This window comes from Streptomyces sp. NPDC048504 (assembly GCF_043200035.1).
GTDB lineage: Bacteria > Actinomycetota > Actinomycetes > Streptomycetales > Streptomycetaceae > Streptomyces.
On sequence record NZ_JBICXA010000002.1, the window covers coordinates 563,402 to 582,515 of the forward strand.

The 19,114-nt window shown below is 68.7% G+C and carries 21 protein-coding genes; 13 read left to right on the top strand and 8 right to left on the bottom strand.

All coding sequences use genetic code 11. The features are described 5' to 3' along the window. Positions 1-149: 149 nt before the first annotated feature. On the top strand, positions 150-1,148 hold the full coding sequence (locus ACGFY9_RS06900) for a 4,5-dihydroxyphthalate decarboxylase (RefSeq protein ID WP_393752691.1): 999 nt from the start codon (positions 150-152) through the stop codon (positions 1,146-1,148). Positions 1,149-1,186: 38 nt separating this feature from the next. Here the strand turns inward: ACGFY9_RS06900 and ACGFY9_RS06905 are convergent, their stop codons facing one another. Beyond that, positions 1,187-1,321, bottom strand: a complete 135-nt coding sequence (locus ACGFY9_RS06905) for a hypothetical protein (protein ID WP_393752692.1) — start codon at positions 1,319-1,321, stop codon at positions 1,187-1,189. Between the two features lie 132 nt (positions 1,322-1,453). Here ACGFY9_RS06905 and ACGFY9_RS06910 point away from each other — a divergent pair, with 132 nt between their 5' ends. The 5 genes from ACGFY9_RS06910 to ACGFY9_RS06930 all read left to right on the top strand — a co-directional run bounded on the left by ACGFY9_RS06910 (position 1,454) and on the right by ACGFY9_RS06930 (position 4,908). Continuing rightward, positions 1,454-2,044: a TetR/AcrR family transcriptional regulator gene (locus ACGFY9_RS06910; RefSeq protein WP_393752693.1), complete on the top strand. Its 591-nt coding sequence runs from the start codon at positions 1,454-1,456 to the stop codon at positions 2,042-2,044. Between the two features lie 212 nt (positions 2,045-2,256). After that, the gene (locus ACGFY9_RS06915) at positions 2,257-2,847 is read left to right on the top strand and encodes a carboxymuconolactone decarboxylase family protein (RefSeq protein WP_393752694.1); all 591 of its coding nucleotides are present in this window, start codon (positions 2,257-2,259) and stop codon (positions 2,845-2,847) included. 60 nt (positions 2,848-2,907) lie between these two features. Continuing rightward, positions 2,908-3,480 carry a carboxymuconolactone decarboxylase family protein gene (locus ACGFY9_RS06920; RefSeq protein ID WP_393752695.1) on the top strand — a complete coding sequence of 191 codons (573 nt, stop codon included), beginning with the start codon at positions 2,908-2,910 and terminating at the stop codon, positions 3,478-3,480. 62 nt (positions 3,481-3,542) lie between these two features. Further along, complete coding sequence (locus ACGFY9_RS06925) at positions 3,543-4,508, top strand: MBL fold metallo-hydrolase (protein ID WP_393752696.1); 966 nt, start codon at positions 3,543-3,545, stop codon at positions 4,506-4,508. 277 nt (positions 4,509-4,785) lie between these two features. After that, positions 4,786-4,908, top strand: coding sequence for a cupin domain-containing protein (locus ACGFY9_RS06930; protein ID WP_393752697.1), 123 nt, complete (start codon positions 4,786-4,788; stop codon positions 4,906-4,908). A 64-nt stretch (positions 4,909-4,972) separates the two neighbouring features. Here ACGFY9_RS06930 and ACGFY9_RS06935 read toward each other — a convergent pair whose 3' ends face one another. From ACGFY9_RS06935 to ACGFY9_RS06950, 4 genes are read right to left on the bottom strand one after another with little or no spacing between them, the layout of a single operon-like run. Continuing rightward, positions 4,973-5,959, bottom strand: coding sequence for a zinc-dependent alcohol dehydrogenase family protein (locus tag ACGFY9_RS06935; RefSeq protein WP_393752698.1), 987 nt, complete (start codon positions 5,957-5,959; stop codon positions 4,973-4,975). Positions 5,960-5,997: 38 nt separating this feature from the next. Then, positions 5,998-6,969 (bottom strand): alpha/beta fold hydrolase, encoded by a 972-nt coding sequence (locus ACGFY9_RS06940; protein WP_393752699.1) that lies wholly within the window; start codon positions 6,967-6,969, stop codon positions 5,998-6,000. Beyond that, complete coding sequence (locus ACGFY9_RS06945; protein ID WP_393752700.1) at positions 6,966-7,256, bottom strand: YciI family protein; 291 nt, start codon at positions 7,254-7,256, stop codon at positions 6,966-6,968. The genes ACGFY9_RS06940 and ACGFY9_RS06945 overlap by 4 nt, the downstream gene beginning before the upstream one ends. Before the next feature lie 54 nt (positions 7,257-7,310). Beyond that, positions 7,311-7,718 (bottom strand): nuclear transport factor 2 family protein, encoded by a 408-nt coding sequence (locus tag ACGFY9_RS06950; RefSeq protein WP_393752701.1) that lies wholly within the window; start codon positions 7,716-7,718, stop codon positions 7,311-7,313. 354 nt (positions 7,719-8,072) lie between these two features. Between ACGFY9_RS06950 and ACGFY9_RS06955 the strand changes: the two genes are divergently transcribed. The 7 genes from ACGFY9_RS06955 (at position 8,073) to ACGFY9_RS06985 (ending at position 15,119) form a co-directional block, all read left to right on the top strand. Then, positions 8,073-8,375, top strand: a complete 303-nt coding sequence (locus ACGFY9_RS06955; protein WP_019064730.1) for a tautomerase family protein — start codon at positions 8,073-8,075, stop codon at positions 8,373-8,375. Between the two features lie 44 nt (positions 8,376-8,419). Then, a complete protein-coding gene (locus ACGFY9_RS06960) occupies positions 8,420-8,854 on the top strand; it encodes a heme-binding protein (protein ID WP_393752702.1) in 435 nt (144 codons plus the stop codon). Positions 8,855-8,903: 49 nt separating this feature from the next. Further along, positions 8,904-9,737: an alpha/beta fold hydrolase gene (locus ACGFY9_RS06965; protein ID WP_393752703.1), complete on the top strand. Its 834-nt coding sequence runs from the start codon at positions 8,904-8,906 to the stop codon at positions 9,735-9,737. Between the two features lie 98 nt (positions 9,738-9,835). Further along, the gene (locus ACGFY9_RS06970; RefSeq protein ID WP_393752704.1) at positions 9,836-10,114 is read left to right on the top strand and encodes a WhiB family transcriptional regulator; all 279 of its coding nucleotides are present in this window, start codon (positions 9,836-9,838) and stop codon (positions 10,112-10,114) included. Between the two features lie 120 nt (positions 10,115-10,234). Continuing rightward, positions 10,235-11,104 (top strand): aldo/keto reductase, encoded by an 870-nt coding sequence (locus ACGFY9_RS06975; RefSeq protein WP_393752705.1) that lies wholly within the window; start codon positions 10,235-10,237, stop codon positions 11,102-11,104. A gap of 277 nt (positions 11,105-11,381) precedes the next feature. Beyond that, positions 11,382-12,209: an esterase/lipase family protein gene (locus ACGFY9_RS06980; RefSeq protein ID WP_393752706.1), complete on the top strand. Its 828-nt coding sequence runs from the start codon at positions 11,382-11,384 to the stop codon at positions 12,207-12,209. An 87-nt stretch (positions 12,210-12,296) separates the two neighbouring features. Continuing rightward, on the top strand, positions 12,297-15,119 hold the full coding sequence (locus tag ACGFY9_RS06985) for an ATP-binding protein (RefSeq protein ID WP_393752707.1): 2,823 nt from the start codon (positions 12,297-12,299) through the stop codon (positions 15,117-15,119). A 586-nt stretch (positions 15,120-15,705) separates the two neighbouring features. Here the strand turns inward: ACGFY9_RS06985 and ACGFY9_RS06990 are convergent. The 3 genes from ACGFY9_RS06990 to ACGFY9_RS07000 all read right to left on the bottom strand — a co-directional run bounded on the left by ACGFY9_RS06990 (position 15,706) and on the right by ACGFY9_RS07000 (position 19,086). Then, the gene (locus ACGFY9_RS06990) at positions 15,706-17,382 is read right to left on the bottom strand and encodes a hypothetical protein (RefSeq protein WP_393752708.1); all 1,677 of its coding nucleotides are present in this window, start codon (positions 17,380-17,382) and stop codon (positions 15,706-15,708) included. A gap of 646 nt (positions 17,383-18,028) precedes the next feature. Continuing rightward, positions 18,029-18,517: a hypothetical protein gene (locus ACGFY9_RS06995; RefSeq protein ID WP_393752709.1), complete on the bottom strand. Its 489-nt coding sequence runs from the start codon at positions 18,515-18,517 to the stop codon at positions 18,029-18,031. A 56-nt stretch (positions 18,518-18,573) separates the two neighbouring features. After that, positions 18,574-19,086, bottom strand: a complete 513-nt coding sequence (locus ACGFY9_RS07000; protein ID WP_393752710.1) for a hypothetical protein — start codon at positions 19,084-19,086, stop codon at positions 18,574-18,576. Between the last annotated feature and the right edge of the window lie 28 nt (positions 19,087-19,114).

A 19,114-nucleotide genomic window follows, 5' to 3' on the forward strand; every position in this document is an offset into this window, starting at 1 on the left:
CAGGCTTACAAAGCCAGCCTTCATAGTTCTGTTCGGCATCACCACGGGTGCCCCGTTCGGAAACGGCATCCTGGTCGAGCGCGCGGAGACCGACGCCGCCTGATCACGGGTCACCCGAACCGCCCCTCACCAGCGCAAGGAGCAAGCCTGTGGCCTCCCTCCACGTGGACATCGCAAGCTTTCGCTACGACACCACCCGCCCGCTCTTCGACGGCACCGTGGCCTTCGACGGCCTCGACGCGACCCTGCACACCGCGTCCACCATCCCCGAAATCTTCTCGGGTCTGACGGCCGGCCGGTTCGACGTCGCCGAGTTCGGCCTCACCTACTACCTGCGAGCACTGGATGCCGGTGCCGAACTCGTCGCCCTGCCGGTGTTCCCCAACCGGGTGTTCCGGCATTCCTGCGTGTTCGTCAACACACACAAGGGCATCCGCGGACCGGAGGACCTCGTCGGCAGGACGATCGGTGAGTTCGGTATGTACGGCCAGGACTCGGGCGTCTGGGCCAAGGGCATCCTGTCCGACGAGTACGGCTTCGCGCCGGAGAAGAACCGCTGGATCCTCGGCGGTCTGGAAACGCCGTTGCCCGCCCCGTTCGAGTTCACCACGCATCCACACCCCGACGACATCGAGATCACCCTCGCTCCCGCCGGGCGCACCCTGGCCGACATGCTCGACCGCGGCGAGATCGACGTCCTGTTCAGCGCCAACGCGCCGACGCCGTACCTCGCGGGATCACCGAACATCGCACCCCTGTTCCCGGACCACGAGGCGCGCGAACGCGACTGGTACCGCCGCACCGGAATCTTCCCGATGATGCACACGATCGCCGCGTCCCGCGGACTCCTCGCATCCCATCCCGGCCTGGCCCAACGCCTCTACCAGGGCTTCTCGGAGGCCAAGAACGCCGCCGCGGAGTCCTACCGCAATATGCGACGGCTCTACCAGGTCACCACGATGGTGCCGTGGATGAACGACCTCGTCGAAGAGAACCAGAAGCTGTTCCCGCACGACTGGTGGCCCTACGGCGTCGACTCCAACCGCACAGCCCTTGAGACCTACCTGCGCTACCACCACGAACAGGGACTGTCCCCGGTGCCGCGCACGGTCGACGAACTGTTCGTCGCCGAGCTGAGGAACACCTGAGGCACGGACCACGGCGTCGAGCACATCCAGATACTGCTTCAACTCCCCCGCTCGGGCAGGGCCGGCGGTACGCCCGCCCGTGCGTCGACTCGGTCACCCGACCCGTCGCCGAACGGCACCCCGTCCTGGGCGCGTTCCTCATCACCCGGCACCAGCCAGTTGGGCACCTTCACCGCCGTACTCCATATAAGGCGAATATTCGTTCTCCTGGTAGAGTCAGGAGACTTTCCTGTTCGGCCGCCAAGTCGAGTCAAGGTCCAGGCGTCGACCGGCCGCGACGGGACGGAACCGATCAAGGAGCGGCGGTGCCGAAGGTCAGCGAGGCGTACAAGGAGAACCGGCGCACGCAGATCCTCGACGCCGCACAGCGCTGTTTCGTCCGTGACGGGTTCCACCGCACCTCCATGCAGGACATCCTCACGGAGGCAGGCCTGTCCGCCGGTGCGGTCTATCGCTACTTCCCCAGCAAGGACGACATCATCGTCGCGATCGCCACGCGCAATCTCGACCACATCGTGGCCGTGCTGCGCGACGCGGCCGACAACGGCGACAGCCGCGGACTCGGCGCGACGATGGCCGACCTCCTGACAGCCGCCCAAGGCGAGCAGGACGAGCACCAACTGGCCACCGTCGCACTGATGGTGTGGTCGGAGGCCCTGCGCAATCCCGCGCTCGCCGACCGCCTGGCAGCCACCGACACCGAACTGCGTGGCGTTCTCGCCCGCCTGGTCGCGGAGCAGCAGAAGCGCGGCACCCTCCCGGCCGACGTACCGGCCGAGACGCTGTCCGGGGTCTTCGTCGCGATCCTGCCCGGGTTCCTTCTCCAACTCGCGCTGTCGGGACCGCGGGCGGTGGACGGGCTACCCAGCGCGGTCAAGGGGTTGTGGCCGGCGTAGAGCCGGGCCCGGCAGGTCAATAGCCCCGTGTCAGGACTGCCACGCCGGCTCCGAGGTACTCGGGAAGGCCGAACGGCGGGCGCCCGGAAATACGGAACAAGCGTTCACCTTGCATCGCCCTCCAGCCGGACGTACGTTGAAAAAGAAAACGATCCACCGTTCGCTTTACTTTGCCTACCTCTACCTACCTCCACGGGAGACAGGAGGTCGTCATGCGGCTCCCGTTGGTCCGCCCAGATGAACTGACCCCCAGGCAGCGGCCTCTGTACGACGCCTTCGAGGCGATGGTCGAGGCCGATGAGTACAAGGGCTTCGAGGTGCGCGACACCGACGGCGCGTTCGTCGGCCCCTGGGGCGTGATGCTCCACTTCCCGGAACTGGCACAGCCACTCGCCCAATTCATCGACCTCGCACAGCAGTTGCCGGGTCTGTCCGAGCGTGCGCGGCACATCGTCATCCTGACGATCGGAGCACGCTTCAACGTGGCCTACGAGATGTACGCGCACGCCCGGCTTGCCGCGCGGGCCGGGCTGCGCCCGACGGAGATAGCGGCACTGTGCGCGGGCGGCCGCCCCTCCGACCTCACCGAGGAGGAGTCGCTCGCCGCCGACGTCGCGACCGCCCTGACCGGAGAAGGCCCCTTGCCGGGACCGCTGTACGACACCGTCGTCGAGACGCTGGGACAGCAGACCCTCGACACGATCGTGTTCGTGACCATCCACTACCTGGCCCTCGGCACCGTTCTCAACGCCTACGACGTGCCGGCGGGAAGCCCGCGCAGGGAGCCGAAGAGCGCTGCCTGAGCCGTTCGCGGCGCGGGAACGACGAGCCCTGGAAGGACCGCCGAGGAAGAGGAGACCCTCGTGTTCGACGACCCCACGGACTTCGGGACGTTCGGCCGCTACGCGGAGACACCGGTGGAAGAGATGTCTCCCGAGACGCGCAGCGCGTACGACTACACACTGCGGCTGCGCGGCCTGGTGCCGGGACCGCACAAGATCTGGCTGGCCAACCCCAGGCTGCTGAAGGCGATCGTGCCCACAGGGGCGTACTTCCAGACGGACTCATCGCTGTCGAAGGCGGAGATCGAGATCGTCACGAACATCGTCACCGGCCGCTGGCTCACGGCCTATGCCACCTACGAGCACGAGAAGATCGGTGCGGCGCTGGGAGGTCTCGACCCGAAGAAGGTCGAGGCTCTGATCGCAGGCCTCCCCACCTCGTTCGACGACCCCCGCCAGCAGCTCGTGTACGAGCTCGCGTCAACCCTGGTGCAGCCGCGCGTGGTTCCCGTCAGCCTGTACCAGCGGGCCAAGGAGACGATCGGCGAGGAGGGCATCGTCGATGTGACCGTGCTGATGGGCTGGTTCACCAGCGTCTCGCTGACCCTGGCCGCCTTCGACGTGCCGTCGAACGCGGTCGGCCTGGAGCAGTAGGTGGTGGGCGTGCCGCGTTCCTTTGTCAGGCCTACCTGATACGCCATACAGAGGGAGGAATCATGAAGAAGTGGCCTTTCGCTGCCGCGGCTGCGGCGGTACCCGCGGCGCGCCTGGTGCGCGTCTTCAGCCCGTCCGGGCTTCCCGAGCCGGCCCCGCTGCCCGAGTCGATCCCGGTCCCGCAGGCTGATCCGCCGGCGGACATGGACCTGGTCGCGGTGCCGACCGGAGTCAACAACAGGGTCGCCGCCTACGCGTATACGGGCGGTTCCTTCTTCGACAAGCGCGACTTCTACATCGGTGCGGCGCTGATCAAGCATCCGCAGGGTGATCTCCTGGTCGACTCCGGGTTCGGGCGCGACATCGCCAAGCAGTTCGCCACGATGCCCCGCCCGTTCCAGAAGCTGACCAAGTACGAGCTGTGGAAGCCGGCCGTCGACCAGTTGGAGGCGGCGGGCTACGACCCCAGCCGACTGTCGGGGATCCTGCTGACCCACGCCCACTGGGACCACATGAGCGGCATCCCCGACTTCCCAGGTCTGCCGGTCCTGGTCTCAGGACGCGACCGGGCCGCGTTCTACAACCCGGAGATCTTCGGCAACTTCCGCGGATACTTCCGCGAAACGCCCTTCAACTGGCAGGAGTTCACCTTCGAGGGCGGCCCCTATCTCGGCTTCCCCCGGCACCACGACGTCTACGGCGACGGCTCGATCGTCTGCGTCCCCGCCCCCGGACACACCCCGGGCAGCGTCATCGTCTTCGTCACCGTGCCCCACCAGGTGCGCTACGCCCTGGTCGGAGACCTCGTATGGCAACGCGAAGGACTCACGCGCCGACTGGAGAGGCCCTTCCTCATCAGGCGTCTGGGCGACTTCGACGCCGAGGGCAACCGCCAGAACATCCTCCGCATGGCCTCGATCACGCAGCGCATCCCCGACATGATCGTGGTCCCGGCCCACGACCAGCGAGCCTTCGCGGAAATGAACCAACTCCCCCACGTCACCACCAAGGGCCGCATCCTTCCGTAGCCGGGAAGGACCGACTAGGTCGGATGACTGGTGCGGGTCGGATGCCCCCAGGACGACGATTCAGTTGTCACCGCCGCTCGGCGGGACAACCCCCCGTACGGGCGCCACTGATGAGTTTCGTCGTACCCGAATCCCCTGCCGGCCATCAGTCCCGGAGTGGTGGCCTGCACGTTCCCGCCGCCGAGGGCATCACCACCTGGTTCAACGGCGACATATACACGACCAAGCTCACCGCTGAGCAGTCCAACGGAGGGCACTCGGCTTCGTGGAGGCCAGCGTGCCTCCGGGCGGCGGGCCCGCTCCCCATGTCCACGCGCACACCGACGAGACGTTCTACCTGGTGTCCGGGGAGCTGGAATTCCTCGACGGCGACGACATGGGCCTGCCCGCCGCGCCGTAGCGTCGCCGAACGGCAAGGGGCCCGGCAGCGCGATGGTCGCGTTGCCGGGGCCCTTGCCGTCGGGTCAGGCTTCGATGTCGACGACGATCTTGGCGTGGGCCGAGCCGTCCTCGACGGCCGCGTGGGCCTGGGCGACCGCGTCCAGGGTGTAGCGGCGGGGGTCCAGCAGCGGCTTGAGCAGGCCCGCGTCGGCCAGGGCGGCGGCTTCGCGCAGGATCTCGCCGTGGTGCTCGCGGCCGTTGCCGGTGAGCATGGGCAGCAGGGTGAAGACCCCTGAGTAGGTGGCGCCGCGGAAGGAGAGCGGGGCCAGGCTGTGGCTGCCCCAGCCCAGGGCGCTCAGGACGTGCCCGGTGTAGTGGCGCACCGCGGCGAAGGAGTTGTCCAGGACGGTGCCTCCGACGGTGTCGAAGACGATGTCGAAGCCCTCGCCGCCGGTGTGGGCGGCGACGTACTCCTCCACCTCGGTGCTGGCGTAGTCGATCGCGGTGGCGCCGAGCCTTCGGACCGTCTCGGCGTCGGCGGCCGAGGCGGTGGCGAAGACCTCGGCGCCACGGGCGCGGGCGATCTGTACCGCGACATGCCCGATGCCGCCCGCACCGCCGTGCACCAGGACCTTGTGCCCGGCGCCGACCCCGGCCCGGTCCACCAGCCCCTCCCATGCGGTGACGACCGACAGCGGCAGCGCAGCGGCCTGGCGCAAGGTCAACGCGGCGGGCTTGTGGGCGAGCAGGCGGGCATCGGCGGCGGCGTACTGGGCCAGTGACCCCTGCAGGTCGCCGACGCCACCGCTCAGCCCGTACACCTCGTCGCCGACGGCGAAGCCGGTCACCTGCGGCCCGACCTCCTCGACCGTGCCGGCCAGGTCCAGGCCCAGCACCGCGGGCAGGACGGCACGTGCATGCGCGGCCTGACCGGCGCGGATCTTGGTGTCCAGCGGGTTCACGCCACTGGCGGCGATCCTGACCAGGACCTGGTCGGCGCCGGGCACCGGTGTGGCGATGTCGGCGAGTTCCAGCGGGGTGGCGAATTGTCTGAGCACGGCTGCGCGCATGGTCACTGTCTTTCGGTGGGTCCGGGTAGTGGCCGCCGTCATGAGGGGCGGTGGAGCTGGGCTTGGGCCGCTCGCGCGGGGATCGACAGATCGAGGACCGCCGCCGCGAAGGCGGCGGGGTTCTCCTGGGGAAGGTTGTGCCCTGCGTGCGGCACCCGGCGGTGGGTGCGCGGACCGGTGAAGTGCGCCGCCGACGCGGAGCCGTCGGTGGCGGGGAAGTTGCCGTCCGCCTCTCCGTCGAGCGTGATGCTCGGGACGGGGATGCCGGGTTGGCAAGCGAGTTGTCGCTCGATCGCCTCGTAGGAGGGGGCACCAGGTGCCAGGCCGAGGCGGTGCCGGTAGGAGTGGATGACCACGTCCACATAGTCCTCATTGCGGAACGCCTCGCCGATGCGGTCCAGGAGCGTGTCGTCGAAGTCCCATTCGGGTGAGTTGCGCCGCCAGATCACCTCGGCGATGGCGCGACGGTTGGCGGTCAGGCCGCGCCTGCCGCGTTCGGTGGCGAAGTAGTGGAAGTACCAGAACCCGGCTTCAAGGTCGGGGCGCAGGGGTTGGGCGGCGGCGGTGATGTCCTGGATGAGGTAACTGTTCACCGACACCAGCCCGGCGCAGCGCTCGGGCCACAGCGCCGCGACGACGTTGGCGGCCCGTGCGCCCCAGTCGTAGCCGGCCAGCACGGCGCGCGGCAGTTCCAGCGCGTCCATGAGCGCGACGACGTCGGCCCCCAACGCCGCCTGCTGCCCCGACCGCGGGGTGGTGGCGTCCAGGAAACGGGTGGGACCGTGGCCCCGGAGATAGGGGACGATCACTCTCATCCCGGCGGCGGCCAGCATCGGGGCGACGTCGACGTAGCTGTGGACGTCGTAGGGGAATCCGTGCAGCAGCAGGACGGCGGGGCCCTCGGCCGGGCCCGTCTCGAAGTAGGCGATGTCCAGGACACCGGCCCGCACGGTGTGCGGGGTGCCGAGCCGGGTAGATCCTACGGACGGCGTCGTCGCTGCGGGGATCACGGTTGCAGCAGCCACTGGGCTTCGGCGCTCGCGCGTGAGGGGCGCCAGTCGATGACCGTGTGCGTGGCCACCTTGGCGATGCCGAACGGGTCGATGGCCAGGATGCGGTCCAATGCCTCGCGGTCGGCGGCCCGGGCCAGGATGAGACCGCCCGTCCTGGGGTCCTGGCGGCCCGAGGCGAGGAAGTGGCCGGCCGCGTAGTTCTCCTCCAGCCAGGCGTTGTGGGCTTCCAGGTGGCGGTCGATCTCTTCGAGCGGCGCGGTGTAATTCAGGATCACGATGAACATGGCGTGCACTTCCGATCTTCGGACAGGGCGGTCAAGGGGGTGCGGCAGCAGGGGTCAGGCGGGCTGGACCCGGGCCCAGAAGTCGTTGAACTCGACGCTGTCGAAGAACGCGACTGCTCTCACGATCCGCTGGTCACGCATCGTCAGGAACCATGCGTACGTGTTGTCGTAGCGCGAGCCGTCGCGCACCGTGGCGCTCGCGTCGAACAGCGCGACCACGGTGTCTCCGTCGGCGTACAGCGCGCGGACGGACGGCACCAGCGGGCTGCTCATCCGGGCGTTGAACGGGGCGATGACCGTGCTGATGAACGCCTCGCGGGTGGGGTAGGTGCCGGAGGCGACGCTGTTGCCGACGATGGTCCAGTCGGCGTCCTCGGCCAGCAGGTCGAACACCCCGCCGGTGCCGGCGGCCCAGGCGTCGAACGCCTCCGCGACCAGTTGCTTGTTGGTTTTCTCGGACATGGGGTTTCTCGTTTCATCGGTGAGGGATGGTGGGGGATTCGGCGGCTGCGCCGTCCCTACCCATGGTCGTCGCCGCCCCACGGCCGGGCATGAGTCATCCGACCCGGGTTTCACCGCCCCGGGCCCACCTGGGCGGATACGGGCAGCGGCCCGGTGCGCTCGTCGCAGGCACACGGCACACCCGGTGCGGTGGTGTCGCCGTAGGCCGCACGGCTCCGGTGCGAGGGCGGCGCCGCGCAAAGACCCCGTGGAGTCAGGTCGGATGACTGGTGCGGTCCGGATGCCCCCGGGGCGACGCTTCAGTTGTCCCCGCCACTCGGCAGGGACGACGCATCCCGACCCAAGGAGCACCTCATGCCGTTCGTCAACGTCAAGCTCGTCGACGGAGTGTTCACCACCCAGGAGAAGCACGACATGGCCGCCGCCCTCACCGAGGTCATGGTCAAGTTCGAGGGATCCGAGGCCTTCCGCGAGATCGTCTGGGTCCTCATCGAGGAACTCCACACCGACGGCTGGCACATCGGCGGCAAGCCCTTCGCCGGCCCCGCCACCCTCCTCGACACCCTCGGCCGCTCCGCCGCCACCTACCAGACCATCGACGGCCACCCCGTCACCCGCCCCGACCTCGCCAAGGCCGCCCCCTACCAGGAGAAGTGACACCACCCGGCACGACCTCCGGCACGACCCGAAGAGGAACGGCCATGCCCATCACGCAGATCTCGCCCGTCATCCTCACCCTGGACGACGCGGCCACGGCCACCGCCGCAGGCGTCCACAAGGCCACTGAGTTCGGGGTCCCGTACACCTTCACGGTCCTCGACGGCGGCGGCAACACCGTGCTGGTGACCCGGATGGACGGCGCGGCGCTCGCCTCCATCGACACCTCCCGGGCCAAGGCCCGTACCGCGGTGTACTTCGGCGCCGCGACCGCGGACCTGGCCCCCGCGGTGCAGTCCGGCGCCCCGCTGTCCTCGATCCAGACCGCCGCCACGCTCCCGCTGGCCTTCGTCGCCGGCGGCGTCCCGATCACCGACGCCCGCGGGGTCGTCGTCGGGGCGCTGGGGGCCGGCGGCGGATCACCCGCGCAGGACCACGAAGTCGCCGCCTTCGCGGTCCAGGCCCTGCGCCGGCCCTGAACCGGCACCCCTCCCCTCTCCTTTCCTCACCCACTCAGGAAGCGAAGCCATGCCCTACATCACCGTCGCCAAGGAAAACACCACCGATGTCGACCTGTACTACGAGGACCACGGCGAGGGCTCGCCCGTCGTGCTGATCCACGGCTACCCGCTGGACGGCAAGTCCTGGGAGCTGCAGATCCTGGCGCTCCTCAAGGCCGGACACCGCGTCATCACCTACGACCGCCGGGGCTTCGGCCAGTCCAGCCAGCCCACCACCGGCTACGACTTCGACACCTTCGCCAACGACCTCGACGTACTGCTCGACGTGCTGCGTCTCAAGGACGTCGCCCTGGTCGGCTTCTCGATGGGCACCGGCGAGATCGGCCGCTACATCGGCACCCACGGCACCGACAACCTCCGCAAGGTCGCGTTCCTGGCACCCATCGAACCGTTCCTGCTGCAGACCCCCGACAACCCCACCGGCCTTCCCGCCGACGTGTTCGACGGGATCATCTCGGCCGCGGAGAAGGACCGGTACGCCTGGTTCACCAGCTTCTTCAACGACTTCTACAACCTCGACGTGAACCTGGGCACCCGCATCAGCGAGGAGGCGGTGCGCGGCAGTTGGGTCACCGCCACCCGCATGTCCCCGTTCGCGTCCTCGGCCGTGGTGCCCAGCTGGCACACCGACATGCGCGCCGACATCGCGAAGATCGACGTGCCGGCGCTCATCCTCCAGGGAACCGCCGACCGGATCCTGCCGATCGACGCCACCGGTCGGCAGTTCACCAAGGCGGTGCCCGACGCGCAGTACGTCGAGATCGACGACGCCCCCCACGGGCTGCTGTGGACCCACGCGGACCAGGTCAACGCCGCGCTCGTCGACTTCCTGGCCTCCTAGGCGGCACGCGGGCGGGCGGGAGCCCGGCTACTGCCAGCTCCTGCCCGCCCGTGTACCACCCGCCCGCTACTCCTACTTCTTCGGAGAAGACATCAACCATGAGCGTCAGTCCCCTCGTCCCCCTGCTCGACTCCTGGCAATGGCAGGCCGAGGCCGCCTGCCGGGGCATGGCATCGGCTGTGTTCTTCTCACCCCCCGGCGAACGCGGCCACCGCCGACGCAGGCGCGAACAACGTGCCGTAGAAGTCTGCCGGGCCTGCCCGGTCCTCGACAGGTGCGCCGCGTTCGCGCTGAGCACACGTCAGCCGTACGGAATCTGGGGCGGTCTGACCGAACGTCAGCGTGACATACCGCGCCCCGAGTCGAGGGCCGCGTGAACGCGGCCGACCTGCCGTCAGCAACAGAGGCTCCCGCCGGGCTACACCGGCCGATCCGCGCGAGCGTCGGCACCCCGCCGAACTTTTGGACGAACGTTTATTGGATCAGGAAGGCAGACCATGGCACACGACACGGCACGCCCGGCCGACGCCTCCGGGGTCTACCGCCTTGGCGGCGACCTGCCCGTCAACCGGCTCGGCTACGGTGCGATGCAGTTGACGGGCCCCGGAGTGTGGGGCGACCCCAAGGACCCCGAGGAGGCCGTGCGCGTGCTGCGCCGGGCCGCCGAGCTGGGCGTGAACTTCATCGACACCGCCGACTCATACGGCCCGTTCGTCAGCGAGCAGCTCATCCGCAAGGCCCTCCACCCGTACTCCCAGCACCTGGTGATCGCCACCAAGGGCGGGCTCTCCCGCTCGGGCCCGGACGACTGGCGCGCGCTCGGCCGCCCCGAGTACCTACGTCAGCAGGCCGAACTGAGCCTGCGCCACCTGGGCGTGGAGCGGATCGACCTCTACCAGCTGCACCGTATCGACCCCAAGGTCCCGCCGGCCGACCAGGTCGGTGAGCTGCTCCTGCTCCAGCAGGAGGGCAAGATCCGCCACATCGGCCTGTCGGAGGTGACCGTGGAGCAGATCAAGGAAGCCCGGAAGATCGCGGACATCGTCTCCGTGCAGAACCTGTACAACCTGGCCAATCGCGGTGCCGAGGACGTCCTGGAGTACGCCGAACGGGAAAACCTGGGCTTCATCCCTTGGTTCCCCATGTCCACCGGCCAACTGGCGCGCCCAGGCAGCCCGTTGGACACGCTCGCCAAGGAGCACGGCGCGAGCCCCTCCCAGCTGGCCCTGGCCTGGCTGCTGCGGCGCTCCCCGGTGATGCTGCCCATCCCCGGCACCTCCCGCGTGGCCCACCTGGAGGAGAACACCCTGGCCGCGCAGGTCACCTTGACCGACGCCCAGTTCCAGGCACTCAGCCAGGCCGTCTGACCAGCGCCCCGCCCCTGGCCCGGCCCTGCTGCACTCCCAACTCCCACGCATGCGCGGTACGCGAGCGCACCCGCGGCCCGCATCGGACCCGTCAGCGCCTCGATCGCCCCTTTCCTCTCATTGGTGTGCGCCCTGTGCACCCACTCCCGACGGCCCGCTCCAGGACCACGGGCGGCCCGTGCCCGTGCCAACCCCTGATCACCTGGCCCCCAGCGCCCGCCTGACCCGGCCCTCCACTCACCCGCTCGACCCCCACCGCCTCCCGAGGAGATCCACCATGTCCATCCCCCGTCCCCGGCCGCGCACCCTGCTCATCACCGCCGCCGTCACCGCTTCGGCCAGCCTGTCCCTGATCCCGCTGGCCTCCGCCCACACCACCCCCGCCGCCGCCAAACCGACGGTGGTACTGGTGCACGGCGCCTTCGCCGACGCTTCGAGCTGGAACGGCGTGGTCGAGCGCCTGCAGCGCGACGGCTATCCGGTGATCGCTCCGGCCAACCCCTTGCGCGGCCTGGCCGAGGACTCGACCTACGTCGCCAGCATCCTGGCGAGCGTCAAGGGTCCGGTCATCCTGGTGGGCCACTCCTACGGCGGCGCCGTCATCTCCCAGGCCGCCGCCGGCGACCCCCAGGTCAAGGCTCTCGTCTACATCGCCGCCCTTGTCCCGGACAAGGGCGAGAAACTGAGCACGCTGTCGGACAAGTTCCCCGGTACCAACGAACTGGCCCCCGCCCTGCGCCCGGTGCCCTTCAGCAACTCCGACGGCACCAACGGCTCGGACCTCTATGTCGACCCCACCCGCTTCCGGGCCGTGTTCGCGGCCGACCTTCCCGCCTCCCAAACCGTCGTGATGGGTGCCGAACAGCGCCCCGTCGCCGCCGCCGCGTTCGCCTCCTCCGCCACGGCCGCCGCCTGGCGCACCATCCCCTCCTGGGCCCTGGTCGCCCGGCAGGACGAGGCGCTGGGCGCACCGCTGGAGCGGTTCGAGGCCCGGCGTGCCCACTCCCACACCGTCGAGATCAACAGCTCCCACGTCGCGCTGATCTCCCACCCCGGCACCGTCACCCACCTCATCGAGGACGCGGCCACCAGCACGGCCCCCTAGAGAATCAGTCCCCTGGAGAAGAGGCCGACGCAGTGCGGTGCGGCGTCGAATAGAGTCGGGACAGACAGGGGAAAGAGGCGCCTCCTCATGAGCGCAGAGCACCCGGGCACCGAAGGTCAGGGCGTCGGGACCGGTCTGACCGGCCGGTCCAGCGAACTGGACCTCATCCGAGCCGTGATCGACGACACCGCCCGGCTCGGCGGCTCGCTGACCCTGTTCGGCGATCCCGGTGTGGGAAAGTCCGCTCTGCTCGACGCCGCCGCCGATCTCGCCCGCGCCAGGGGCATGAGGACGTTGCGGGCCGCCGGCGCCCAGTTCGAGGCCAATATCGCGTTCGCCGGCCTCAACCAGCTGCTGATGCCGCTGGTCCCGCTGTTCGCGGAACTCGACCCGGACCACGAGAGCGCTCTACGAGTGGCACTGGGCTTCGGCGACGGGGCGACCCCCTCGCGCATCCTCATCTCGACCGCCGCCCTGTCACTGCTCCTCCTCGCCGCACGGGACCAGCCGCTGGTCGCCGTCATCGACGACGTCCAGTGGCTCGACGACGCCAGCGCCGACGTCCTGTCCTTCGTGGCCCGGCGCGTCGCCGGAACCCGGGTGCGCATGCTCTCGACAGTCCGCACGACCGGCGAGCCCCTGCGGATTCGCGGCGACGTCAACAGCCTCACCATGCGTTCCCTGGACGACTCGGAGTCCGAGGCCCTCCTGCTCACCCGTTACCCGGACCTGCCCCAGCACGTGCGCCGACGCATCGTCTCCGAGGCCCAGGGCAACCCGCTCGCCCTCGTCGAACTGCCGGCGACACTGACCTCGGACCGGTACCCCACAGCGGACACGCTCCCCACCGTGCTGCCGCTGACCGAACGGCTCACCAGGATGTTCACCGCCCGGATCGCCACGCTCGCACCGGAGACCCGGGACCTGCTCCTGCTGCTCGCCCTGGACGGTTCCGGCCAGGCGCTGTCCGCCGAGAGCGTGGTGGGACCCGGTGCCGCAAACCACCTCGACATCGCCGAACGCGAGCGCATCATCGTCGTCGACAGCCGCCACTCCATCGTCTTCCGCCACCCGCTGGTGCGCTCCGCCGTCGTAGAACTGGCCCGTCCCGAAGAACGGCGCAGGGCCCACCGGGCACTCGCCGGCTGCCGACGCGCCGATCCGGGACGCCGCGCCTGGCACCTCGCCGACGCCTCCTACGGCCCCGACGAGGAGGTGGCCACCCTCCTCCAGCACGAATCGATCCAGGCCCTCAAACGCGGAGACCCCTCCGCGGCGGTGGCGGCCATGACACGGTCGGCCGATCTGAGCCCGGATCCCGAACACCGGTCACAACGCCTGGCCGGGGCCGCGTACTTCGCGGCCGAGGTGATGGGAGACCTCCAGTCGGTCTCACAACTCCTCACCCACGCGCGCCAGCTGAACACCGACGTCGGCTCGCTGGCGACCGCTTCGGCCGCGGCCTCGCTCATGCTGTACTCCGACGCGGACGTCGTCTCGGCGTTCCGGGTACTCACCACCGCGCTGCGGGCGCCCGGGGCGGAGCCGACCGCGGAGGAGATCAACGCCGCGATCTGGGTCCTCTCGGTGATCGCCTCGCTCAACGGACGCAAGGAGATGTGGGACCCGTATCTTGAACTCGTCGACAAATACCGCGACTTGCTGCCAGAGGGCCTACTCATCCGCTCCGAGGTCGTGTCCAACCCGGCCCTCGTCTCCCCCGAGGCACTGCACACCCTGGACCAGGAGATCGCGACACTGACAACCGAGCTCGACCCGGGGCAGATCATCCGCGTGGGGTATGTCGCCAACGACGTCGACCGCCTCGCCGACCTGCGCGAACCGTTGCTCCGCGTCTGGCAGGACGCCGCACGCACAGGGGCCGTCGCCTCCGTCACCAACGCGCTCATGCTGCTGTGCGCGGAGAGCTACCTCGCCGGGCGGTGGGACGACACCCAGCGCTTCGCGGAAGAGGGACTGGAGCGCGCCGAGTCCTACGGATACGTCAACTTCGTCTGGTTCCTGCACTACAGCAGAGCCCTCGCCGCAGCCGCGCTCGGTCAGCAGGACAAGGCGGAAGAACCACTGGAGGCAATGCTGGCCTGGTCGATCCCGCGCCAGGCCTTCATCGTGCCCCAACACGTGCACCGCGTACGGACACTCGCGGCGATCGGCCGCGGCGACTTCGAGACGGCGTACACAGCAGCGACCAAGATCAGCCCACATGGACTGGAACCCGGCACCGCCCGACAACTCCAACTCTTCGTCGCCTACGACCTCGTAGAGGCAGCCGTCCGAACCGGCCGGTCGGACCAGGCGCGGCATTACGTCGAGGCGATGCTGCGGATGGACATCACCAAGATCTCCACCCGCTGGGCAATGCTCGTGGCCGCGGCACAGGGACTGGTGTCCGAGGGAGAGGCGGCGAACGCCCACTTCGAACGGGCCCTCGCGGCGGCGCCCGAGAACCTGTGGCCCTTCGAACGCGGACGCGTCCTGCTGGCCTACGGCGAACACCTGCGCCGGGAACGGGCCACCGTCGAATCACGCATCCACATCACCGCCGCGCTGACGATCTTCGACCGGCTACGGGCCGCACCGTGGGCGGAGCGCGCCCGAACCGAACTGGGAGCGACCGGCGTCTCCCGGCGCCAGACAGGCTCGACAGACACCCGGCTCACTCCCCAGGAGTTGCAGATCGCCACGCTCGCGGCCTCAGGCCTCACGAACAAGGCGATCGGCGAACGGCTGCACCTGTCCGCCCGCACGGTCAGCGGCCACCTCTACAACGTGTTCCCGAAACTCGGCGTCACCGCCCGCGCCGGCCTGCGCGACGCACTCACCGCTCTCACAGCTCAGGAAGACCGGCCGCCGGGTGCGGTGGTACGCCAGACCACCGACGGCCGGTGAGCTCCCAGGACCTGGCGTTTCGTCTGGTCAGCGGCCGACGGCAAACCCGGCCCCCAAGCACGCCTGCGAGCGCACGACCGATCGGGCTCCATCCGCACAACCGCTGCACGCTCGGCCACCGCATGGCCACCACGCCGAGAAACGCCCACTGGCAGTCGACCTCAGACCTACCCATTGCGATGCGTAGCCCACAGGCACCCGATCAGCCCGGATTCCAAGGTCACCCAAAACAAGAAACCCCAGGTCAGAAGCCTGACCCGGGGTTTTCCATGGAGCCCCCTGTCGGATTCGAACCGACGACCTACGCATTACAAGACCATGAGCGATCGTGTTGTGCGGTGCTTGGTCGTGCTACCTAGTGACGTTCTGCCTGATCAGAGGATGCGCCGCAGGTTGGCCTGCACCACCCCGTGACGCACCGTCCAAAGGCGTCCGGCCACCGGGCGGCCACCACGAGCGCTATGGCCACGAGCATCGCCGCCTCCACCTGCCCTCCACACCTGTTGTGGCAGACCTACAAGTCACGGAGGATGCGCGCTCCGGCGCGCGGCCCACGAACCCTGCAGCGAATGGCATCAGCGGCAGTTCACCGGACGTCGACGTAGTCGGTGACCTGGGCGCTTCTGAGGTAGTGGTCTCCGGTCTGGCGGCTGAGGGCGATGGCCCAGGTGCCGTCCTGTTTGGCGGTCTCCATGCCGATGAGGTGGCCTTGCCTGTCGGTGCCCAGTTCGGTGACGTAGCGGTATGTGGTGGAGCCACGGGGCTTGAAGTAGAGGGTGGGGGAACCGCCGTAGAGCGGCTTCCAGGTGGTGCCGTTCTTGTACTGGAGGGTGCCGGCGAAACTGAACGCCTGGTTCTTGCGGACCGGGTTCGCTGAGGCGTGGAAGCCGGTGATGCGGGTGGCGTAGCGGTAGAGGTGGACGGGTTTGGTGGTGTTGGTCGCCAGGTCGGGATTGCCGTCGAAGCGGGCGCGCCAGTAGGCGTTGCTGTTCGTCGTGGTGAGGGTGCGGGCGAAGTCCTCCTCGAACAGGGGCTTGTTGTAGCGGATCTTGATGGGGACCGTGGTCGCGTTCTTCCAGCCGCTCCTGCCGTCCTTGGAGTACTGCAGGGTGACGGTGGGCTTGGCGGGCCAGTGGGCGCGTGCGTCTTCGTAGTAGACGTAGCCGGAGACCTTGAGGGACGAGGTGTCGGTGAGGTCCGCGCTCATGTCGAGGTGGGTGGCGTAGGCGACATGGAGACTGAAGGGTTCGGTGGCGAGCTGCTGGAAGGGCCTGTCGCCGTTGCCCGCCATGAGTTCGGCTGCCGGGGCGGCGTTGTAGGAGGAGACGTGCAGCGTGTAGGCGCCGCGGCTGTCGGTGGTGGTCTCGCCGACCTCGAAGGAGGGACGGTTGCTTGCGTCAAGCCCGGCGAGGGAGATCGTGGTGTTCGGCAGTGGCTGCCAGCCGGCGGTCGTCTGGATCTCGGCGCGGCCGGTGACCGTGCCGGTGGCGCCCTGCTTCAGGTTCAGGGCGTGCGTGCTCGCGGTGAAGCGGACGGGTGCCTGGGTGGTGTGCAGGGACTTCTTGGGGCTCAACAGGTCGATCGCGCCCGGGTAGTTGACGGAGGCCCCGGGAGCGGCCGTCAGGTCGATGGACGTCTGGACGGGGACGAAGGCGGCGGTGAAGCGGCCGTCGGCCGTGGTGGTCGCGTTCACCCGCCCCCGCCCGGTCTCGATGTCGACGGGTACGCCGGCGGCGGGAGTTGGGGTGTCCGGGTGGCGGGGGTCCGTGGCGACGGCGGTGCCGCTGACGGTGACCTGCTGGTGGAGATAGTCCGGCACGGCGGGGGTGGCGGTCAGCTCGGGGATCCTGACCAGGGTCTGATACCGCAGCGTGTGCGGGGAGAGGGCGCTGGTGACGGTGGCGCCGGAGGCGTCCTCAAGGTCGACGGTGACCCGGTAGTCGCCGAGGTCGGCCAGATGGACCGGCGCCCGCCAGACCCCTGACGTCGCGTCCTGTCCGGTGTACTGGGTGAAGTCCTCGGTCGATCCGGCTTCCGGTCCGCCCGCCGGTGCGTCCAGCGGATAGAAGTGGGCCGTGATGTGCGTGAGAGGCCGGTCCGAGTGCGCGGTCACGAAGACCAGCCCCGGTTCGTACCAGCCGTCCGCGTCGGACAGGACGGGCCCGCCGGTGGCGTTGTCCGCCCGGGCCGGCGAAAGGCCCGTGAACAGGGTGGCGGACAGGGCGGTTGCCGTGGCTGCCGCCAAGAAGGTGCTGCGTCTCAAGATGGTCCCCCCAGGGAATCGGTCGACTTCAAGCGTGAGTGTGAGGATCGCGCGGAAGGGGCTGCGCCAGGTCGAGAACCTTCAGGCCGGCATTTGTGCGCGAGTTCGAGGGTCGGGTGATCGAGAACTTTAGTGACGTGCCCTGACAGAGCGGTGCCTGGGAGCGCCGTACGGGCGGTTTGCAACCTGCCAACTCCCGAACGCCCCTTGCAGGTCAGTCGAGTTAGCCGACAACAGGGCGGTCGCCCTTCGCGACGGCGCCGGCCGGGACGGGGCGTTTTCGTAGATGTGGATGTTGCTGACCTTGCCGTTGGCGTACCCGCCGTAGGCGCCCTGGTCGAGGCGACGGCATAGGCGTCATAGACGCCGACCAGGTGGGTCCATCGGCCGACGGCCGGCAGGTGCCACGTGGACCTCTCGGCCTGCGAGACCGTGCGATACCGGGTCCAGAGCGCCTCTTGGATGCACCTCGGCGGAACATGACAGTTCATCAAGTTGCGTCAAAGAGTGCCCACTTGGCGCGCCGCGTTGCCGGGGCAAGGCCTCTTCAGATATTTCGCGCAATCCCACACGATTCACCAGCCACTGCGTCTGTTCCTCCTACCGCAGCCATGCCGTCCCCGAGCCCCTGGACTCGTCCGGGTCTTCAGTCGACCAGGTAGTCGGGCAGATCGACCTGCCCTGAATCCCGGTAGGCGCGGAGGCGGTCATTGTCATCCTCGCTCACCCTCAGTACCTCATAGGCGCCAGCGACGATCCCGGGCAAAGTGCCGGACCAAAGATCCCGGTACAGCAACCAGAGCCCTTGTCGCGCGATCTGCTGGCACCGCTCCGACGAGTCGTCGCCGTCGTTGAACACCAGTCCGCTGAGTAGATCCAGGCATACGAATCTCGCGCCGGGAGAAAGGTCGCCCGCGAGCGCCGCCATCAGCACCGAGGCGACGGGCACCGCCGGCTCCTGCGGGATCGACTGAATCATGGCGTGGTTCTCGATATGAAGCGCCCGAGCCTCCTCGCTGGACTGCGCCACTGCCAGCCGCCGCAGGTCATCGGCGAGGTGCGCGGCCGTTTTCGTACAGCCACAAGCAAACGCCGACCAGTCATACCGGCCGATCTCCACATCGATCAATCGCACGCTCGCTGGTTCCTTCTTCTCAACCCCGCCGGTCCAGTCGATTCGAGATCAACTGGTCATGGGCGCTTTGCCCGCTTTCGGACTCGGTCGATCAGCTTGGCGTCGAAGTACTCGAACCGTTCGCGATCGGTCTCCACCACATCGAGAAGCATGCGGGCCATCGACGCACGACCGGTCGCGTACTCCTGGTAGAGGGTCCAGATACCCTCCCGCGCCGCGACCTGGCAGTCGATCTCCAGCTCGGGTGACCCGGCTTCGATCTCGGTCCAGTGAGACTCTCCTCCCACGCAGGCTCCGAGATTGTCGAGCAACTCGACACGCACCTCGTCGGAGACCTCCTCGTGCAGAGCAGCGACGATCAAAGAGGTGACGGGAATTGCCACCTCAAAGAGGAGGGATTGAATATAGACGTGCCCTTCCAGGGTCGCCTCGGCAATTTCCTGCGGCGTAGCGGCTACCAGCAAACGGGAAAAAATATCAGGGATATGGGCACCCGTCATGCCACATCCACAGCGCAGCGACGCCCAGTCGACCCGCTCAGCCTGGATCAGTGACGGCCTGGCACTCATTCCCTCTCCCGATGTGCTCGTTTCTCGG

Bases quoted from the DNA above. Each gene is read 5' to 3' on its own strand.
- ACGFY9_RS06955 (WP_019064730.1), top strand. From the start codon at position 8,073: ATGCCGTTCGTCAACGTCAAGCTCGTCGACGGAGTGTTCACCACCCAG.
- ACGFY9_RS06925 (WP_393752696.1), top strand. From the start codon at position 3,543: ATGAAGAAGTGGCCTTTCGCTGCCGCGGCTGCGGCGGTACCCGCGGCG.
- ACGFY9_RS06985 (WP_393752707.1), top strand. From the start codon at position 12,297: ATGAGCGCAGAGCACCCGGGCACCGAAGGTCAGGGCGTCGGGACCGGT.
- ACGFY9_RS06935 (WP_393752698.1), bottom strand. From the start codon at position 5,959: ATGCGCGCAGCCGTGCTCAGACAATTCGCCACCCCGCTGGAACTCGCC.
- ACGFY9_RS06980 (WP_393752706.1), top strand. From the start codon at position 11,382: ATGTCCATCCCCCGTCCCCGGCCGCGCACCCTGCTCATCACCGCCGCC.
- ACGFY9_RS06965 (WP_393752703.1), top strand. From the start codon at position 8,904: ATGCCCTACATCACCGTCGCCAAGGAAAACACCACCGATGTCGACCTG.
- ACGFY9_RS07000 (WP_393752710.1), bottom strand. From the start codon at position 19,086: ATGAGTGCCAGGCCGTCACTGATCCAGGCTGAGCGGGTCGACTGGGCG.
- ACGFY9_RS06975 (WP_393752705.1), top strand. From the start codon at position 10,235: ATGGCACACGACACGGCACGCCCGGCCGACGCCTCCGGGGTCTACCGC.
- ACGFY9_RS06915 (WP_393752694.1), top strand. From the start codon at position 2,257: ATGCGGCTCCCGTTGGTCCGCCCAGATGAACTGACCCCCAGGCAGCGG.
- ACGFY9_RS06960 (WP_393752702.1), top strand. From the start codon at position 8,420: ATGCCCATCACGCAGATCTCGCCCGTCATCCTCACCCTGGACGACGCG.
- ACGFY9_RS06950 (WP_393752701.1), bottom strand. From the start codon at position 7,718: ATGTCCGAGAAAACCAACAAGCAACTGGTCGCGGAGGCGTTCGACGCC.
- ACGFY9_RS06945 (WP_393752700.1), bottom strand. From the start codon at position 7,256: ATGTTCATCGTGATCCTGAATTACACCGCGCCGCTCGAAGAGATCGAC.
- ACGFY9_RS06970 (WP_393752704.1), top strand. From the start codon at position 9,836: ATGAGCGTCAGTCCCCTCGTCCCCCTGCTCGACTCCTGGCAATGGCAG.